The organism is Nocardiopsis sp. iso_25, from assembly GCF_056173305.1.
Genome location: NZ_CM149667.1, coordinates 5,464,116 through 5,481,257, shown reverse-complemented (window position 1 = coordinate 5,481,257; position 17,142 = coordinate 5,464,116). Strand labels below are relative to the sequence as shown.

The following is a 17,142-nucleotide window of genomic DNA, read 5'->3' as shown; positions in this document are numbered from 1 at the left end:
TAGGGGCCTTTCGGCCATGGTAGATCACGGAATCATCACGACAGTGCCGTGGTGGGGGCCGGGGCGTCCGCGGAGAAGGCGGCCGGGACCGGCTGGTCGAACACGTGGGCCCGCACCCAGGCGTGCATGGCGATCGCGGCCGCGGCCCCGGCGTTGATCGACCGGGTCGAACCGAACTGGGAGATCGACAGCACCGCCCGGCACACCCTCCGCACCTCCTCGGAGAGCCCCGGGCCCTCCTGGCCGAACACCAGCACGGCGTTCCTGGGCAGCGGGTAGGTCTCCAGCGGCACCGAACCCGGCAGGTTGTCCACGCCGAGCAGCGCCAGCCGGTGCTCCTCGGCCCAGGCCACCAGCGCCTCGGTGTCGGGGTGGTGGTGGACGTGCTGGTAGCGGTCGGTCACCATCGCGCCGCGCTTGTTCCAGCGGCGGCGGCCCACGATGTGCACGGCCGCGCACCCGAACGCGTTGGCGGTGCGCACGACCGAGCCGATGTTGAAGTCGTGCGTCCAGTTCTCCACGGCGACGTGGAAGGGGTGGCGCACGGTGTCGAGGTCGGCCACGATCGCCTCGCGCCGCCAGTACCGGTAGCGGTCCACGACGTTGCGGCGGTCGCCGCCCGCCAGCAGTTCGGGATCGTAGTGGTCGCCCTCGGGCCAGGGGCCCTCCCACGGGCCCACGCCCACCTCGCGCGCCTCGTCCTCACCGGCTCCGTCCGAGGGCGCGCGGGAGGCGGGACCGCGGACGGAGCCGGAGGGAGGCGACTGGGGTGCGGGGTGCTCGTTCATCTGTTCCAGCTTACGAACGCTCCGCGGTGGGACCTCCTACAGGTGGATGTCCCCGTGGAAGTCACGGCCCTGGAAGACGCGAGCCCTGCCGCTGACGTCCCCCTGGATGCTGTTGTGCACGGCCCCGTCGCCCTCCTGGACGAACTCGCCGCGCAGCTCCGCCATCAGCGAGCGGATCGCGGGCTCCTCGGCCTCGGCCCGCTCCAGGCGCTCGGCGACGGCGGCCAGCGCCCCGGGGTCCTCCGGCTCCAGGAGGGCGTCGTCCAGGACCTGCTGGGATTCGGGGTCGGAGCGAAAGCGCGCGAAGACCGCCTTGCGCAGGGACTTGAAGGCGGCGACGGTGCCTTCGGTCGCCGCTTCGGTGATCTTGCCGACCGCGCCGGTGACGACGGCGGCGGTGATGGCGAGGGTGACGGGATCGGCCACGGGGGGCTCCTTCGCGAGGGTGGTTGTGTTCCGCCACCCAGTGTTCCCCCTCAGACGCGGCGCTGTCTCCTCTTCGCGACGACGAGCGCCACCCAGCGCCAGCCGAGCATGGTCGCGGCGAGGAACAGGGCGGTGACGATGACGAAGCTGGTCGGGGCGCCCTCCCCGAGGAACACGCGTACCGCCATCCCCCCGACCACGGTCACGGCCCACACGAACAACCCCGTCGGCCAGATCCGGACAGGGGCGGTCCAGGCACGGGTGACCGCCCAGCCCAGGACCGTCCCGGCGGCGAAGGGCCACGCGGTCCAGGCGATCTCGGCCAGGGCCGTGCCGGTCCCGTGGTCGGTCCTGCCGATCACGACGAAGGCCAGCACGCAGACCAGGTCGGCCAGCAGCGCGGCCAGGGCGCGCGGCGCGGTGGAGGAACGCATACGGCCAGGCTATGCCCGGGTCGGGGGAACGTCCGGGCGGGGCGGGTGGAGCGCCGCGACGTGTCGGCGGACTCCGGTCCCGGCCGGTACGGCGGGGGAGCGGTGGTGCGGGTGGTGTGCCGTGTCGATGGACCGCGGACTCCGGTCCCGGCCGGGGCGGTGGTGCGGGCGGGAACCAGCGAGGCGGACGGTGGGGACGGGAAGACAGTGGACCGGGTGGAGTGCGCGCGAACCACGACCGTCGCGGCCGTGTCCTAGGTTGGTGTCCGCCGACGGCTCCGCTCTCCGGCGCCGTTCGTGCCCCCGGCCCCACCCGAACCCCCGACAACAGAAGGTCGTCCACGCCACATGAGCGCAGCCCCCTCGCCCATGCACCCCGGCTCCGCGCAGCCTCCCCTGCCGCCCGGCGTGCGGCCGCTCGCCTCCGACGAGCCCCGGCGCGTCGGCCCCTTCCGGGTGGTGGGCCGGATCGGCTCTGGCGGTATGGGCGTGGTCTACGCGGCGCTGGACGACTCCGACCGGCGGGCGGCGGTCAAGTGCGTGCACCGGGTCTACGCGGCCGACGGTGGGTTCCGGGAGCGCTTCGCCCGGGAGGTCGCCCTGCTGCGCAGGGTGCGCGCGGACTGCGTGCCCGGCTTCCTGGGCGCCGACACCCGTGCCGAGGTCCCCTGGCTGGCCACCGAGTACGTCCCCGGACCGACCCTGGACGCCCGCGTGCGGGCCCGCGGGCCGCTCACCGGCGCGGCCCTCACCGCGTTCGCGCTGGGCGTGGCCGAGGCCCTGACCGCGATCCACGGCGCGGGCGTGGTGCACCGCGACCTCAAACCCGGCAACGTGATCCTGTCCCCGCGGGGTCCGAGGGTGCTGGACTTCGGTATCGCCCGGACGGTTGACGGCACCGCGCTCACCCGGACCGGCGGGCTGGTCGGCACGCCGGGCTGGACCTCCCCGGAGCAGTACGCGGGCGGTGAGGCCACCGACCGCTCCGACATGTTCGCCTGGGGCGGGCTGACGGCCTTCGCCGCCACCGGACGCAACCCGTTCGGCGCGGGCGGCACCGACACCCTGGTGCCGCGCGTACTGGCGGAGCCGCCGGACCTGGAGGGCCTTCCCGGGGCCCTGCGCGCGCTGGTGGAGCGGGCCCTGGACAAGGACCCCGCGCGGCGTCCTGACGCGGCCGCGGCGCTGCGGGAGACGGCCGCGCTGCTGCGCGCCGCTCCGGGCGGGGCGGGTGCCTCCGGTGCGACGGGCGCCCAGGCGGGCGGTCCCACGGCCGGTGCCGCTCCGGCGGGTGCCTTCACCGCGGCTGCTCCCGGAAGCGGCGTTCCCCCGGCGGGCGCTCCCGGGAACGGCGCCACCGGCCCCGGTACGGACCCCGGCGCGGACCTCCCCGGGCTCGTTGCCCGGGTCTGGGCCGGCGCCGTCGCCCCCGACGACGGCCGGACCGACCTCTGGCGCTTCCACGCCCCGCCCCGGCGCTCCTGGGCGCGCCGCAACCAGCGGCCCCTGGCGGTCGGCGCGGCCGGACTCGCGCTCGCCGTGCTGGTCGGGACGGGGCTGACCGCCCTCTCCGGGGCAGGGGAGGAGGGATCCGTGGCACCGGGCGGTGCCACCGCCGACGGGGGGACCGCCACCTCGGGCGCCGCCGACGGCGCGGGGCAGGGCGGCCCGGGGGAGGACGTCCCCGCCGAGTACCGGGACCTGTACACCACCGGGACCGTGGCCGTGGAGCCCGTCCCCGGCGACAGCGCCCAGCTGGTCCGCACGCTCGAACCCGCGGAGGGGAGCGGCGAGGCGCTGGAACAGCTGCGGCTGACCCTCACCCGCGGGGAGCGCTTCACGAACTCGGTCACCGTCACGGCCACCGCCGAGTACCTCCCCGACTTCGGCGGCCTGAACGTCCACAGCGACGACTTCGCCTGGGTGAGCCAGATCACCCCCGACCAGGGCCACCTCGACTTCTCCCGGCCCGGCAGCCGGGGCGTGCTCGCCGAACTCGACCCGGACGACCCCGTGGCCGAGTTCACCGTGACGATCGTCGGCGCCGTCACCTTCGGCGTCTTCTACTACCTGCCCGCCGAGGCCCTTGACGAGGAGCAGCGGATCACCCCCGGCTACCCCGGCGGCTTCTGCCACGTGGCACCGAACCCGGGCCGCGAGCAGACCTACCCCGGCTTCACCGACTCGCCGGGACTCGCCCCGCACGACGCCACCCCTGTCGACGGAGTCCCCGTCAACAGCTGCGTGTACCAGGAGTCCGACCCGTTCTCCTGAGCCGCGCCCACCGCCTCCGACCCCCCGACCCCCAGGAAGGGCCCACGTTGACCACAGCGACCACTCCCGCCTTCGACCGGAAGCGGCTTCCCCCCGGCGTGGAACCGCGCACCGGGGCCGACCCCGAACGCATCGGCGGCTACCACGTGGTCGGCCGCGTCGGAGCGGGCGGCATGGGAGCCGTCTACGCCGGCCTGGACCCGGCCGACGGCTGCGCCGCGGTCAAGGTCGTCCACGCCCACTTCGCCGCCGACCCCGACTTCCGGGCCCGCTTCGCCCGCGAGGTGGAGATGGTCAGGCGGGTGCGCGCGGCCTGCGCGCCCGCGTTCCTGGACGCCGACACGCAGGCGGACACGCCGTGGCTGGCCACCGAGTACGTGCCCGGCCTGACCCTGCGCCAGCACGTGCGGCGGCACGGGCCGCTCTCCGGGGGCGTCCTGCTCGCCCTGGCGGTCGGCCTCGCCGAGGCGCTCACCGCGATCCACGGCGCGGGCGTGGTGCACCGCGACCTCAAGCCCGGCAACGTCATCCTGTCCCCGACCGGCCCGAAGGTGCTCGACTTCGGGATCGCCCGCGCGGTGGAGGGCACCGCGCTCACCCGCACCGGCGGCCTGTTCGGCACCCCGGGGTGGGTGGCGCCGGAGCAGTACGAGGGGCGGGCCGCCAGCGACCGCTCCGACATGTTCGCCTGGGCGGGCCTGGTCGCCTTCGCCGCCACCGGCCGCGATCCCTTCGGCAGGGAGTCCGCCGAGGTGGTGTCCCACCGGGTCCGCAACGGCGAGCCGGACCTGGACGGGGTGCCGCCCGAACTCCTGGAGCCGGTGCGGCGGGCGTTCGACAAGGACCCCGGCCGCAGGCCCACGGCGGCCGAGGTGGTCACCGAGCTCACCTCCGGCTGGAACGCCACCCGGGTCCAGCCGTTCCAGGGCGACCCGGTCACCGAGGTCGTCCCCGGCCTGCTCGCCACCGAGTGGCGGGGGGTGGAAGCGCCCGCGCCCCGCCGGGTCCGCCGGTCCGGCCGGACGCCGCTGCTCGCGGCCACCGCGGCCGTCCTGGCCGCCGCGCTGGTCGGGACCTGGCTGGTCGTGCGCCCCGAGGACGGCCGGGAGACCGCGGGCGGGGGAGCCGCCGACGGGGGTTCCGCGACCGGGGACGAGGCGGGCGGCGGCGAGGGCGCGGCGGACACCGGGGAACCCGCCGTGCTGGCCGATCCCGAGAACGCGCAGGCGGTGGTGGCCGAGGCCGTCGAGCTGGCCCTCGGCGCGTCGAGCTTCACGGCCTACTCCGCGACGAGGGACGCCGAGATGGGCACGGGGAGCACGACCAGCTACTCCTACACCGAGGACCCCGAACCCAGGTACTTCCAGAGCGTCTACGCGGGACCGGCCACCTTCATCACCCTGGAGATCGGCGAGGGGCCCGACGACGTCCTGGCCCGCACGGACTCCAACCTGGTCGGGTTGGTCGAGGGCGCGTACTACCGCCCCGCGCCGGGGGATCCGGAGGAGGGGCCCCGGGCGGGCTGGACGTCCGACGTGGAGTCCCTCCGGGCCGTCCTCGGCGAGGGGAGCCGGACCAGCTACCAGGGTGAGTCGGCGCCCCCCGTCACCGACTACCCCGAGGACATGACCGAGGGCATCGACCTGAGCGGGCGCACGGGGCACCACTACACCGGAACCTACGCCGGGGAGTCGGCCGCGGCCCCGGGCCAGGAGGCGGAGCTCACCTTCGACCTGTGGATCGGTGAGGACGGCTACCCGCAGCACTTCCAGACCTACGAGTCCGCGGAGGAGGAGGGCGTCAACGGCGCCTTCATGACCGGGCACTCCACGACCGTCGGCTTCCTCCAGTTCAACGGACCCGTGCAGGTCGAGGTCCCCGAGGAGTCGGAGATCGCCGCCAGCCAGGAGGAGGCGGCCCCGCAGACCGGGACCGGCTGAGCGCCGCACGCGGGCGCCCGTGAGGAACCCGGGAGGGGCTCCCGGGACGGCAGCGCCGCCGGACCCGCCCCGGTGCCGCGCCGTCCTGCGCGCGGCACCGGGGCGGGGGCTACCCCTCGCCGCGCAGGTTCTCCTTGAGGAACTCCACCTGGAGCAGCATCAGGTTCTCCGCGACCGTCGGGTCCGAGGGCGAGTGCGTCACCCCCGACAGCGGCAGCACCGTGTGCGGGCGCCCCGCCGCCATCAGCGCCGACGACATCCGCTGCGTGTGCGCGAAGGCCACGTTGTCGTCCGCCAGGCCGTGGATCATCATCAGCGGGCGCTCCAGCTTGGCCGCCTCCGCCAGGAGCGAGCTGCGCCCGTAGGCCTCCGGCTCGCCCCCGGGGGTGCCCAGGTAGCGCTCGGTGTAGTGGGTGTCGTACAGCTCCCAGTCGATGACCGGCGCGCCCGCCACCGCCGCGTGGAACACGTCCGGGCGGCGCAGCACCGCCAGCGCCGCCAGGTACCCGCCGAACGACCAGCCGTGGATGCCCACCCGCGACACGTCCAGGAAGTCGAACCGCTCCGACGCGTCCTCCAGCGCCGCCACCTGGTCCTCCAGGACCGGTGCGGCCAGGTCGAGGTGGACGCTCTGCTCCCACTCCACCCCGAGGCCCGGGGTGCCCCGGCCGTCCGCGATGAGCACCGCGAACCCCTGTTCGGCGTACCACTGGGCGGTCAGGTACGCCCCGCGCGCGTTGAGCACCCGCTGGGCGTGCGGGCCGCCGTAGGGCGCCATCAGCACCGGCAGCGGGCGCAGCCCCTCCCGGTACCAGGAGGGCAGCACCAGGGCGCTCGGGATCCGCCGCTCACCGGCGCGCCAGAACTCCACGCGCGGCTCCGGCAGGTCCGGGGCCTCGGCCAGGCTCTCGATCTCGGAGCAGGACCGGCGCGTCTCGGTGCCCGCGCCGCGCAGCACCACCGTGTGCGCGCCGGGGAAGTCCATCGACCGGTGCTGCACCACCAGCGTGTCGCCGCGCAGCCGCCCCGAGCGCACGCCGCTGTGCGCGCCCGAGTCCGCGGACCTGCTGCACCCGTGCCCGGGCACCTCCACCGGCGCGGCCAGGCCCGTGCCCAGCTCGACCAGCCACAGCGACACGTCCGCGGGGCTCCCGGCGGGCGAGCCCGAGTACAGGACCCGGTCGCCGTCCACGTCCACCACACCGCGCACGTACACGTCCGGGGGGCTGACCGGGGCGTCGCCGACGTAGACCCGGCGCTCGCCCCCGGCCTCGCGGCCGATCCACACCAGGTCGCCCGCACCGGTGAACGCGGGAACGCCCGGCATCAGCTCGACCCACACGCCGTCGGACTCGGTGCGCGACTCCACCACCAGGCCGGTCGCGGGGTCGGCGCTGAACAGGGTCAGCGTGCGCTGGTCGCGGCTCTGCGCGGTGAACACCACGGTGGGCGTGCCGTCCGGCCCGGTCGTCCAGCCGACCGTGGCCAGGTAGGGCAGGGCCCCGCGGTCCCACTCGATCCAGGCCGGTTCCGGCCGCCCGCCCCCGCTCGGGCCGACCCGGAACACTGCCAGGCGCACGTCGGCGTTGGCGCCGCCCGCGGGCGGGTAGCGCAGGGCCGTCGGCTCCTGGGCGGGGCTGCCGGGGTCGGAGACGTACCAGGTGTTCACCCCGGACTCGTCCACGCGCGCGACGGCGAGCGCGGAGCCGTCCGGCGCCCACCAGAAGCCCCGGTAGCGCCCCATCTCCTCGGCGGCCACCAGTTCGGCCAGGCCCCACGTGACGTCGGGGCCGTCCGGTTCGGCCACCGGGCGGTCGCCGTGGTCCGGTTCTGCGGCGGCGATGTCCAGGACGCGCACCGCGCCGCCGCTGACGTAGGCGACCCTGTCGCCCGCCGGACTGATGCGCGGGTCCACGACGGGGGTGGCGGCGGGCAGCTCGCGCGGAGCGGCGTCGTCGCCGACCAGGTCGACGTAGAACAGCCGCCCGGACAGGGTGAACACCGCGCGGGTGAACGCCTCGTCCACCGAGTACGACACGATCCCGCCGCCGCTCTCGCGCAGCCGCTCGCGGCGGGCCCGCTCCTCCGGCGGGAGGTTCTCGTCGTCGGCGCCCAGGGAGCGGGGGTCGGCGACCACCGTGTCCGTGCCCGCCCCTTCCGTGTCGTGCACCCACAGGCAGGTGGCCTTGTCCACCCCGTCGCGTCCCCGGAGGAAGGCGACGCGCCGTCCGTCCGGCGAGATCTGGAACGCGCGGGGGACACCGATCGAGAAGCGCTGCGTGCGGGCCTGTTGGCGAGGAAAGCTCATAGGCCGATTGTGTCCCATGCCGCACCCGCGCGGGGAGCCGGACGGCGGCCCGATGCCCCCCGGTGGAGAGTGCGGTGCGGGAGGTGGCGGGCGGATGCGACCGGTATCGTTCGCTACGTGACTGACAGGCGACTGATGATGGTGCACGCGCACCCCGACGACGAGAGCATCGTCACCGGAGCCACCCTGGCCAAGTACGCGGCCGAGGGGGCCGGTGTGACCCTGGTGACCTGCACGCTGGGGGAGGAGGGCGAGGTCATCCCGGACGACCTCGCGCACTTGGCCTCCGACCGCGAGGACACCCTCGGCGAGCACCGGATCGGCGAGCTGGACAAGGCCTGTCTGGCGCTCGGCGTGCGCGACCACCGCTTCCTGGGCGGCCCCGGCCGCTACCGGGACTCGGGGATGACGGGCGCGCCCACCAACGAGCACCCCCGCGCGTTCTGGGGCGCGGACGTGGAGGAGGCCGCCACACTCCTGGCGCAGGTCATCCGCGAGGTCCGCCCGCACGTGCTGGTCAGCTACGACGAGCACGGCGGCTACGGGCACCCCGACCACGTCCAGGCGCACAGGGTCGCGCGCCGGGCCTTCCTCCGGGCGGGGGAGCGGTCCATGCCCGGCACGCCCTGGCAGGTCCGCAAGCTCTACGCGATCGCCCAGCCGGTCTCGCGCATCGAGGAGTCCATCGCGCGGCTGAGCGAGGAGTCCGGCTCCTTCACCCCGCCCGCCCGGGTGTCCGACATCGCCCGGGGCACCCCCGATACGGCGGTGACCACCCGCGTGGACGCCACCGACCACTGGGCGGCCAAGGCGCTCGCGATGCGCGCCCACGCCACGCAGATCACGGTGGAGGGCGAGCGCTTCGCCCTGTCCAACGACATCGCCCAGGAGATCGACGCCGTGGAGTACTTCACCCTGCTGGTGGGGCCCACGCAGCGCATCCAGCACGGGGAGTACGAGACCGACCTGTTCGCGGGGCTGTGACCGCGACCGGTGGGAGCGAGCGTCTAACCTCGTCGCTGTGACCACCACACCTGAGACCGCCCCGCCCGCCGAGGGCAAGACCTCCGCCCGTTTCCTGTCACCGGTACTGACAGGGACGACCCTCGTGGTCCTGCTGCTGCTCGGCGCCGCGGCGAGCATGCTCGCCACCACCGGCGCGGGCTGGCTGACCCTCTACTGGGGCGCGGGTACGGCGGTCCAAGCCGCGGGCGCGTTCGGGCTGCTGGCCTTCCTGGTGCTGCTGTACGGCGCGTGCCGCCTGTGCGCGTGGGGCAGCCGCCGCGCCTCCGGGGCGGCGGCCTTCGCGCTCGGCTACCTGGCCGCGCTGATCGGGATGATCGGCTACATGCCCGGCGGCGACATCGTGCTCACGAACCACATCATGCACAACGCGTACCTCTTCGGGGTGATGCTCGTGCTGGTGTTCGCCGTGATCCGCAGCTGGTCGTTCGCCCCGCCGCCCGGTTCCCCGAGTGCCGCGGCGCCCGGAGCCGACGCGCCGCCCGCCGCCGGGGGCTACCGGCGGGCGCGGCCCTCCGACAGGGCGCGGCCCTGGCGCGAGGGCTAGGCAGTGCTTTCTCGGGCCTCCGCTTCGCTTCGTCCCACCCGTCGCCCGCCACCAACCTCAGCGGACGCCTGCGGCGCGGTTCTCCCACGGAAACCCGCCTCCGCCACCTCCAGAACCCCGTGGGTGCCCGAACCAACCCTCAAAAGCGGGAGGCCCGTGAGGCGAGCGCCTCACGGGCCTCCCGCGGCCCCGGTTCCGGTCAGGCCCAGAACTGGAGGAGCAGTTCGCCGTAGAAGGCGATGCCGCGGAACACCGGGTTGGGCAGCACCAGGTCGAACAGGCCGTACACCGCGTCCACCAGCAGGTCGTTCAGGCCCGGGAACCACAGGACCGCGAACACGGCCACCGAGCCGAACAGGGCGTTGGCCCGGGCCGTGGCGACCCACGTGCCGCGCGTCCAGGCTGCCAGCACCTCGAAGCCGTCCAGACCGGGCACGGGCAGCAGGTTGACCAGGGCGGCCGTCAGGTTCGCGAAGCACAGGAAGGCCATCGCCGAGATCGCCCAGTTGGTCGTGTCGTTGCCCGGGGGCACCAGGACGGACACGGTGACCGCGAACGCTGCGGCCACCAGGAGACTGGCAAGCGGTCCGGCGAGCGCCACCAGGACGCGGCGGCCCCGGGAGGGGATGCGGTCCCAGTCCACGTAGGTGGGCGGACCGGTCATGCCGAAGGCGCCCAGGCCCAGGTAGGCCGAGGGCAGGACCAGTCCGGCGAAGGCCTGCCGGTAGGCGAACGGGTTCAGCCTCAGGTAGGCGCTGCCGCGCAGGGAGCGGTCACCGGCCAGGTAGGCGGCGAGCGCGTGCGCGAACTCGTGCACGGCCAGGGAGGCGATCCAGCAGAGCAGGATGAACAGCGGCGGGACCAGCGGGGTGACGCTGGTGCCCTCGGCGGCCCACTCCAGCTCCGCGGCGGTCCACGACAGCCAGCCCGCGAACCCCGCCAGGCCCAGCAGCAGCACGAACACCGGACTGGGCAGGAAGTCCGCCCAGCTCCCGGGGCGCGCGGCGTCGGGGCCGCTCGTTGAGGCGTCGTCCTCCGAGGCGTCCGGGGCGGCGTCCCCGGCGGCCTCCGGGGGCGCGGACGGGGCCTTCGCGTCCTCCGCCCCCGCGGCGTCCCGGGGACGGGCGCCGGTTCCGGAGCCCCCTGCGCCGGGGCCCTCGGTGTCCCGTCCCAGGTCGGGCCGGTTGAGGGCGTCCTCGGGCATCTGCTCCCACGGGTCGGCGACTGCCCCGCCGGCCTCGGGCACGTCGGTCGTCTCCGCCTTGCGCGGCGGCTCGGGCGCGGGCATGGTGCTCCTGCTGGTCTCGGATGGTTCGCGCTCCAGGTTAGGCCCTGGTCGGCACCCGTTCGCAGCGGGTGGCCGATGAGGGGCGCGGTAGGAGGCGGCCCGGGGCGCGGGAGGGGACGGCCCGCCGGTCAGACCACGGCCCGCGGCGCCACCGCCGACTGGTGCAGGCACGCGATCGCGAACGCCCGCCCCGGCGCGGTCAGCTCCCGGCGCCCCGCGCCGTCGTCGTCGGTGAGCAGGCCGAGGGTCTCCAGCAGCCAGCTCACCGCCATCACCAGGGCGCGCACCTGGTCCGAGGCGGCCTCCGCGGTGCGCCGGTGCGACGCGGCGTGCCTGCCCGAGGGCGCCGGGGGCTCCGCCGGGACCCACCCCGACTCGGTCAGCGCCCTCTCGGCCGCCTCCACGTCCGACTCGCCGCGGCGCGCGTGCGAACCGCTGCCCTGCGGGGTGCGCGCCAGCAGCATGCCCAGCAGTGTCTCCGCCGCGGCCTGGTCCAGGCCCCCGGTGCGGCACAGGGTCTCGGTGGCCGCCCGCCACAGCGCCTCGGGGTCCTCCCGCAACTGGCGCCCGCGCCGCGTCAGGACCAGGCGGCGGCCCGACCTGCGCACCGCGCGCATCCCCCGCAGCGCCTGGTGCAGGGCGATGAGCTGGGTGGCGTCGGTCTCGCTGCGCGGCGGCTCGGGGGTGGTCCGCCACCCGAAGTCCTCGCACATCTGGCGCACCACGCCCGGCGAGATGTAGCCGATCTGGGTGAGCGCGATCCCCTCCGCGGCCAGGTCCAGCAGCCGCTGGAGCGGCGCCATCGCGGCCTCGGCGCCGCGCGGCACGTCGGCGCCCGCGATGATCTGGCCCACCAGCGGCCACAGGCGCTGTCGGTGCGGGTGCGCGGACGAGCTCAACCAGGCGCGCACCCGCTCCTCGCGGATGCGGTCCAGGTGGCTCAGCCCCCGGTTGTCCGGCTGCGTGAGGAAGGAACGGGCGAACCGCTCCTGGGCGGGCCGCCACCCGCGCTTGCCGGGGCGCACGTCGCCCAGGGTGATCGCCAGCTCCAGCGCCGACGCGGTCTCGTCGCGGGCCACGATCTCGGCGTCGCCGACCGCCGTCCCCCAGGTCAGCTCGGGCAGGTCCGGCGGCTCCACGCCCGACTCCCACATGAGCCGCTCGTACATCGCCAGGCCCGCGGCGTGGTCGCCGTCGTAGACGGTGAGCAGGGCCGAGGTCTCCGGCGCCGAGCAGATCTGCGCGTACCGGTGCAGCTGGAGGAGGGCGAAGAGGCTGCTCAGGGCTCTGACCGCGAACAGCCGGTCCTCGGCGCGGTCGTGGAAGCGGACCGGCAGCTCGAACCAGCAGAACCGCTGGACGGCGTGCTGGTTGAGCCTCTCGATCTCCTGCTCCGGAGCCAGCGTGTCCAGGGCCGACCGGGCCATGTCGGCCGCCCGCTCGTCCCGGCGTGCCAGCTCGGCGAGGGCGGACGCTACTGCTTCGCGCATGACGGGCGCTCACCACCTCCCCGCGTACCGGCGCCCGTTCCGCGTGGATGTGCCGCCGGGGGGCGCGATGCTTCGTTGTCGGTTCCCCGGCGGACCGGCTGGACCCGCCGCGGAACTGTGCGTTTTCTACCCCGCAGGGCCCGAAGAATGCCACTGTCCAGGCGCGACCTGCGCGCCTCGCGACGCCCGCCGGGCGGACGCCGTCTCACTCCGTGGAACCCGGAACGCACGGGGCTCAGGGCGTTCGCGGCGGATTCCCGCCGCGGCGGCGAGGGGGCACGGGGGGAACGACCCGGCTCGCGGCGATCGTCGACTCGGCGACCTCCACCGCGGAGCCGTCACGGCGGCGCACGGTGAGGACGCCGTCGTCCCAGGACTCCACGACACCGACGATATCGGTGAACCCGCCCTCGGGGAGGCGTATTCGTACGGAGACGCGCCGACCGATGTCGGCGGGAGAGATCCTGTGGACCAGACGTCCTCCCATGTGCAAGGAAATGCCCCCCGATTGTGCGCTGGGTGTTCTCCGCCGTCATACTAGGACTACGACATCTGTGCCAATTGCTTGCAGAGCCCGGGAACAGGGGGCCAGGGCGCCCGCACGCCGGTCCCGGCCCGGAGTCTGCGAAGATCCCCGCCTCCCCCGTGGGACGCGGGGGTGAGACAAGGAGTACGACGTGACCTACGTCATCGCGCAGCCCTGTGTTGATGTACTGGACAAGGCGTGCATTGACGAGTGCCCCGTGGACTGCATCTACGAGGGCGACCGCATGCTCTATATCCACCCGGACGAGTGCGTTGACTGCGGTGCGTGTGAGCCTGTCTGCCCGGTGGAGGCCATCTACTACGAGGACGACCTCCCCGAGCAGTGGTCCGACTTCTACAAGGCCAACGTCGACTTCTTCGACGACCTGGGCTCCCCGGGCGGCGCCTCCAAGGTCGGCAAGATCGACCGCGACCACCCGCTCGTGGCCAAGCTGCCGCCGCAGGCCGAGTAGCCCGGCGGCGCGCCGGGCGGGTTCCGGCGCTCCGGGGCCGGGAACGCCCGCGGCACCCCTATGGCGCAGAGGGTGCGCGGGCCCACCGGCCCGGCTTGGACGACGTCTCGCGCCGACCCCCGTGGCGGGGGTCGGCGCGATTCCTGTGTGACGTGCGGTCCTGTGTGACCTGTGGCAACAGACCTGACCTGGATGGAGTAAGTGCGATGGCCGAGCGGCGACCCGTGGCGAAGCGGCTCCCGACCTTCCCGTGGGACCGGCTGGCGCCCTACAAGCGCAGGGCCGCCGAGCACCCCGACGGCATCGTCGACCTGTCCGTGGGCACCCCCGTGGACCCGGTGCCCGCCCTGCTGCGCAAGGCCCTCGCCGACGCCGCCGACGCGCCCGGCTACCCCCAGACCTGGGGCACGCCCGCGCTGCGCGCCTCCGTCGCGGGCTGGCTGGAGCGCCGCCACGGCGTGCGCGTCGAGGAGGGCGCCGTCCTGCCCACCGTGGGCTCCAAGGAACTCGTGGCCTGGCTGCCCACGCTCCTGGGCCTCGGCGCGGGCGACACGGTCGTCCACCCCGAACTGGCCTACCCCACCTACGACATCGGCGCGCGCGTGGCCGGGGCCACCCCGGTGGCCTCCGACGGCCTGACCTCGCTCGGCCCCGCCCCCGTCGGCCTGTTGTGGGTGAACTCGCCGAGCAACCCGACCGGCCGGGTGCTGGGCACCGCGCACCTGCGCAAGGTCGTGGAGTGGGCCCGCGAGCGCGGCGCGATCGTGGCCTCCGACGAGTGCTACCTCGACCTGGGCTGGGACGGCGCCGAACCGGTGTCCATCCTGCACCCGGACGTGTGCGGCGGCACCCACGACAACCTGCTGGCCGTGCACTCGCTGTCCAAGCGCTCCAACCTGGCCGGGTACCGTGCGGCCTTCGTCACCGGGGACCCCGCGCTGGTCGAGGAGCTGCTGGCGGTGCGCAAGCACGCCGGGATGATCGTCCCCGCGCCCGTCCAGGCGGCCATGAGCGCCGCCCTGGACGACGACGCGCACGCCGCCGAGCAGAAGGAGCGCTACCGCTCCCGCCGCGCCAGGCTGCGTGAGGCCCTGGAGGGCGCGGGCTGGCGCATCGGGCACTCCGACGCCGGGCTGTACCTGTGGGCGGCCCACCCCGACCACGACGCCTGGGGCGCGGTGGCCCACCTCGCCGAACGCGGTGTGCTGGTCGCCCCCGGGGACTTCTACGGCCCGGCGGGCGCCGGACACGTGCGCGTGGCGTTCACCGCCACCGACGAGCGGGTCGAGGCCGCGGTCGAGCGCCTGGCCTGAGGCCGGGCCGCCGTCCGGGCGGCCCCGCCGGTCGTCCACAGGCGGACGGAGGCGGTGGCCGCCGCGTGCCGGGGTGTGGTCCCCTTGTCGTATCGGGGGCCCACCCGCCCCGGTGCCATGCGGCGTGCCCGCCTGTCCGCCCGGGCTGCCGGGCGTCCGGCAACCGGCGCCCGGGACCGTTCCGCGGCCCACCATCTGAACCGGTCCGCCACCCGGACCGGCCCACTACCCGAGCCGGTCCGCCACTCGAAGCGGCCCGCCACCCGAGCCGGTCCGCGAACCGTCCCGGACCACCGGATCACTCCAGGACCAGGCCGCCCCCGGTGTCGCCCCCGTCGGCCACCGCCCAGTCCTCGGCGTCGTCCGTGCCGTCCGAGGCCCGCCACCGCTGCCCGTCGTAGGACACCGACGTCAGCCCGTACTCCTCGGCGTGGGCCACCGCCCACAGGGCCATCGCCCAGCCCAGGTCGCCGGTCCGCGGCTCCTCGTCCCCGTCCGGCGGCAGGTCCGCCGGGGCGGCGCCGAACACCCGCTCCATCTCCTCCAGGGCGGCTTCGGTGTCCGCCTCGCCGGACCGCAGGTCCGCCAGCCCCTCGGTGCCGTACCAGCACGTCAGCGCGGCCCCCTGCGTGCCGGTGAAGACCTCGGCCATCCGCGTGGACAGGCGCTCGTGCTGGTCGTAGGCGTAGCCGTCGGCGCTGCGCTGCACCGCCTGAGCCGCCTCGTAGACCGGGATGGACCTCCAGCCATCCACCTCCACCAGCTCCTCGTAGAACGAGCTGCTGGCGTACACCGGGTCCAGGATCTGCTCCGGGTCGCCCCACTCCTGCGAGGGCCGCTGCTGGAACAGCCCCAGGGAGTCCCGGTCGCCGTACTCCACGTTGTAGAACGCCGACTCCTGCCACACCGTCGCGAAGGCGATCGTCACGGCCTCGGGGGGCAGGTCCCGGCCGAACGCCACGCCTCCCACCGTGGCCGCGCTCGCGGCCTGCGCGTTCTCCATCGGGTACCGGCCGTCGGACATCGTCAGGCGGCAGCCGGGCTCGGGCGGGGGAGTGGTGTCGATCGGCTCGAACGTGGTCAGCACGTAGTAGGCCCCCGCGACGAGCGAACCGCAGACGAGGACCAGGGAGAGCAGGATCTTGACGAAGGCGGAGAGCCTCCGGCGCTTACTGGGCACGGGTGAACCAAGGGTCGGCGACAGGTGAACGCTCCGCACCGGCAGGGGGCGTCGCGCGGGGGCGCACGCGGCGCCACGGCCGCATTGTAGCCGCCGCCCGCCGCGGTGGCGGGCCGTGCGCGGAGGTGACGGCCGCCTCGGGGAGGGCGTGCCCCCGCACCCGGAGCGAGCGGCTAACGTGTGTGCACATGACCAGCTCGTACTCCAGCCCGCTGCCCGACCGCATCGACGAACTCTGGGAGAGCCGCGCCGAGCTCACGCCCGGCCACACCGAGGCCCGTGAGACCATCATCGGCGCGATCGACCAGATCGACGAGGGCAAGGCCCGCGTGGCCTTCGTCGACCCCTCCACCGACGAGGTCGTGGTCGACGAGCGCGCCAAGCGCTCCATCCTCCTCGGCTTCAAGGTCCTGGAGATGAAGGAGTCGCACGTCGGCGACTTCTACCACCACGACCGCATGCCGCTCAAGACCCGCTTCGACGGCGTCCGCGTCGTCGCCGGCGCGATCGCCCGCTGGGGCTCCTACCTCGCCCCCGGCGTCGTCCTGATGCCGTCCTTCACCAACATCGGCGCCCACGTCGGCTCCGGCACGATGGTCGACACCTGGGCCACGGTCGGCTCCTGCGCCCAGGTCGGCGAGAACGTCCACCTGTCCGGCGGCGTCGGCGTCGGCGGCGTCCTCGAACCGCCGCAGGCCTCCCCGGTGGTCATCGAGGACGACGCCTTCCTCGGCTCCCGCAGCATGGTCGTCGAGGGCGCCCGCGTGCGCAGGGGCGCCAAGCTCGGCGCGGGCACCATCCTCACCTCCTCCACCCGCGTGTTCGACGCCGAGACCGGCGAGGAGCTCCCGCGCGGCGAGGCCCCGGCCTGGTCGGTGTGCGTCACCGCCAACCGCGCCAAGAGCTTCCCCGGCGGCGACTTCGGCATGCCGGTGCTGCTCGTGCTCAGGCGCCTGAAGGAGGGCGAGGAGCACGACAAGCTCGCGCTCAACGACCTGCTCCGCGAGCACGGCGTCAACGCCTGACCCGTCCGCACCCGACCGGGGCGCCCTTTCCGCACGGGAGGGCGCCCCGTCTTGTCCCACGGTGAGTTCCGGTCGCACACCCGGTTGCCCCAGACTGGGGGACAGTGA

General features: G+C 74.8%; 15 protein-coding genes. 7 read left to right on the top strand and 8 right to left on the bottom strand.

Going from position 1 to position 17,142, the window contains the following annotated elements:
* Nucleotides 1-35: 35 nt before the first annotated feature.
* The 3 genes from AC0VX6_RS23540 to AC0VX6_RS23530 are packed head-to-tail and all read right to left on the bottom strand — an operon-like array spanning nucleotide 36 to nucleotide 1,648.
* Entirely contained in the window at nucleotides 36-788 is a 753-nt protein-coding gene (locus AC0VX6_RS23540) for a TrmH family RNA methyltransferase (RefSeq protein WP_475466091.1), read from the bottom strand.
* 36 nt (nucleotides 789-824) lie between these two features.
* On the bottom strand, nucleotides 825-1,214 hold the full coding sequence (locus AC0VX6_RS23535; RefSeq protein WP_274974696.1) for a hypothetical protein: 390 nt from the start codon (nucleotides 1,212-1,214) through the stop codon (nucleotides 825-827).
* 50 nt (nucleotides 1,215-1,264) lie between these two features.
* On the bottom strand, nucleotides 1,265-1,648 hold the full coding sequence (locus AC0VX6_RS23530; RefSeq protein WP_274974695.1) for a DUF3054 domain-containing protein: 384 nt from the start codon (nucleotides 1,646-1,648) through the stop codon (nucleotides 1,265-1,267).
* Between the two features lie 348 nt (nucleotides 1,649-1,996).
* Between AC0VX6_RS23530 and AC0VX6_RS23525 the strand changes: the two genes are divergently transcribed.
* Nucleotides 1,997-3,922, top strand: coding sequence for a serine/threonine-protein kinase (locus tag AC0VX6_RS23525; protein WP_475466089.1), 1,926 nt, complete (start codon nucleotides 1,997-1,999; stop codon nucleotides 3,920-3,922).
* 47 nt (nucleotides 3,923-3,969) lie between these two features.
* On the top strand, nucleotides 3,970-5,862 hold the full coding sequence (locus tag AC0VX6_RS23520; protein ID WP_475466087.1) for a serine/threonine-protein kinase: 1,893 nt from the start codon (nucleotides 3,970-3,972) through the stop codon (nucleotides 5,860-5,862).
* Between the two features lie 109 nt (nucleotides 5,863-5,971).
* Here AC0VX6_RS23520 and AC0VX6_RS23515 read toward each other — a convergent pair whose 3' ends face one another.
* Nucleotides 5,972-8,170 carry a S9 family peptidase gene (locus AC0VX6_RS23515; RefSeq protein WP_475466085.1) on the bottom strand — a complete coding sequence of 733 codons (2,199 nt, stop codon included), beginning with the start codon at nucleotides 8,168-8,170 and terminating at the stop codon, nucleotides 5,972-5,974.
* Nucleotides 8,171-8,287: 117 nt separating this feature from the next.
* Between AC0VX6_RS23515 and mshB the strand changes: the two genes are divergently transcribed.
* Entirely contained in the window at nucleotides 8,288-9,154 is an 867-nt protein-coding gene (gene mshB / locus AC0VX6_RS23510) for an N-acetyl-1-D-myo-inositol-2-amino-2-deoxy-alpha-D-glucopyranoside deacetylase (protein WP_274974691.1), read from the top strand.
* A 37-nt stretch (nucleotides 9,155-9,191) separates the two neighbouring features.
* Nucleotides 9,192-9,740: a hypothetical protein gene (locus AC0VX6_RS23505; protein ID WP_274974690.1), complete on the top strand. Its 549-nt coding sequence runs from the start codon at nucleotides 9,192-9,194 to the stop codon at nucleotides 9,738-9,740.
* Between the two features lie 199 nt (nucleotides 9,741-9,939).
* On the opposite strand, the gene AC0VX6_RS23500 is transcribed toward AC0VX6_RS23505, so the two are convergent.
* The 3 genes from AC0VX6_RS23500 to AC0VX6_RS23490 all read right to left on the bottom strand — a co-directional run bounded on the left by AC0VX6_RS23500 (nucleotide 9,940) and on the right by AC0VX6_RS23490 (nucleotide 13,011).
* Nucleotides 9,940-11,028, bottom strand: a complete 1,089-nt coding sequence (locus AC0VX6_RS23500) for a site-2 protease family protein (protein WP_475466083.1) — start codon at nucleotides 11,026-11,028, stop codon at nucleotides 9,940-9,942.
* 128 nt (nucleotides 11,029-11,156) lie between these two features.
* Nucleotides 11,157-12,518, bottom strand: coding sequence for a hypothetical protein (locus AC0VX6_RS23495; protein ID WP_274974688.1), 1,362 nt, complete (start codon nucleotides 12,516-12,518; stop codon nucleotides 11,157-11,159).
* 235 nt (nucleotides 12,519-12,753) lie between these two features.
* Nucleotides 12,754-13,011, bottom strand: coding sequence for a putative acetyltransferase (locus AC0VX6_RS23490; RefSeq protein WP_248771979.1), 258 nt, complete (start codon nucleotides 13,009-13,011; stop codon nucleotides 12,754-12,756).
* 184 nt (nucleotides 13,012-13,195) lie between these two features.
* On the opposite strand from AC0VX6_RS23490, the gene fdxA reads away from it, so the two are divergent.
* Nucleotides 13,196-13,516 (top strand): ferredoxin, encoded by a 321-nt coding sequence (gene fdxA / locus AC0VX6_RS23485; RefSeq protein WP_013154907.1) that lies wholly within the window; start codon nucleotides 13,196-13,198, stop codon nucleotides 13,514-13,516.
* Nucleotides 13,517-13,722: 206 nt separating this feature from the next.
* Nucleotides 13,723-14,829, top strand: a complete 1,107-nt coding sequence (gene dapC / locus AC0VX6_RS23480) for a succinyldiaminopimelate transaminase (RefSeq protein WP_475466081.1) — start codon at nucleotides 13,723-13,725, stop codon at nucleotides 14,827-14,829.
* A gap of 298 nt (nucleotides 14,830-15,127) precedes the next feature.
* On the opposite strand, the gene AC0VX6_RS23475 is transcribed toward dapC, so the two are convergent.
* Nucleotides 15,128-16,009, bottom strand: coding sequence for a hypothetical protein (locus tag AC0VX6_RS23475; protein ID WP_274974686.1), 882 nt, complete (start codon nucleotides 16,007-16,009; stop codon nucleotides 15,128-15,130).
* 188 nt (nucleotides 16,010-16,197) lie between these two features.
* On the opposite strand from AC0VX6_RS23475, the gene AC0VX6_RS23470 reads away from it, so the two are divergent.
* On the top strand, nucleotides 16,198-17,034 hold the full coding sequence (locus AC0VX6_RS23470; RefSeq protein ID WP_047870545.1) for a 2,3,4,5-tetrahydropyridine-2,6-dicarboxylate N-succinyltransferase: 837 nt from the start codon (nucleotides 16,198-16,200) through the stop codon (nucleotides 17,032-17,034).
* Nucleotides 17,035-17,142: the final 108 nt, after the last annotated feature.

Coding starts and splice junctions, on each gene's coding strand:
- AC0VX6_RS23470 (WP_047870545.1), top strand. CDS start 16,198: ATGACCAGCTCGTACTCCAGCCCGCTGCCCGACCGCATCGACGAACTC.
- AC0VX6_RS23495 (WP_274974688.1), bottom strand. CDS start 12,518: ATGCGCGAAGCAGTAGCGTCCGCCCTCGCCGAGCTGGCACGCCGGGAC.
- AC0VX6_RS23540 (WP_475466091.1), bottom strand. CDS start 788: ATGAACGAGCACCCCGCACCCCAGTCGCCTCCCTCCGGCTCCGTCCGC.
- AC0VX6_RS23500 (WP_475466083.1), bottom strand. CDS start 11,028: ATGCCCGCGCCCGAGCCGCCGCGCAAGGCGGAGACGACCGACGTGCCC.
- dapC (WP_475466081.1), top strand. CDS start 13,723: ATGGCCGAGCGGCGACCCGTGGCGAAGCGGCTCCCGACCTTCCCGTGG.
- AC0VX6_RS23515 (WP_475466085.1), bottom strand. CDS start 8,170: ATGAGCTTTCCTCGCCAACAGGCCCGCACGCAGCGCTTCTCGATCGGT.
- AC0VX6_RS23525 (WP_475466089.1), top strand. CDS start 1,997: ATGAGCGCAGCCCCCTCGCCCATGCACCCCGGCTCCGCGCAGCCTCCC.
- AC0VX6_RS23530 (WP_274974695.1), bottom strand. CDS start 1,648: ATGCGTTCCTCCACCGCGCCGCGCGCCCTGGCCGCGCTGCTGGCCGAC.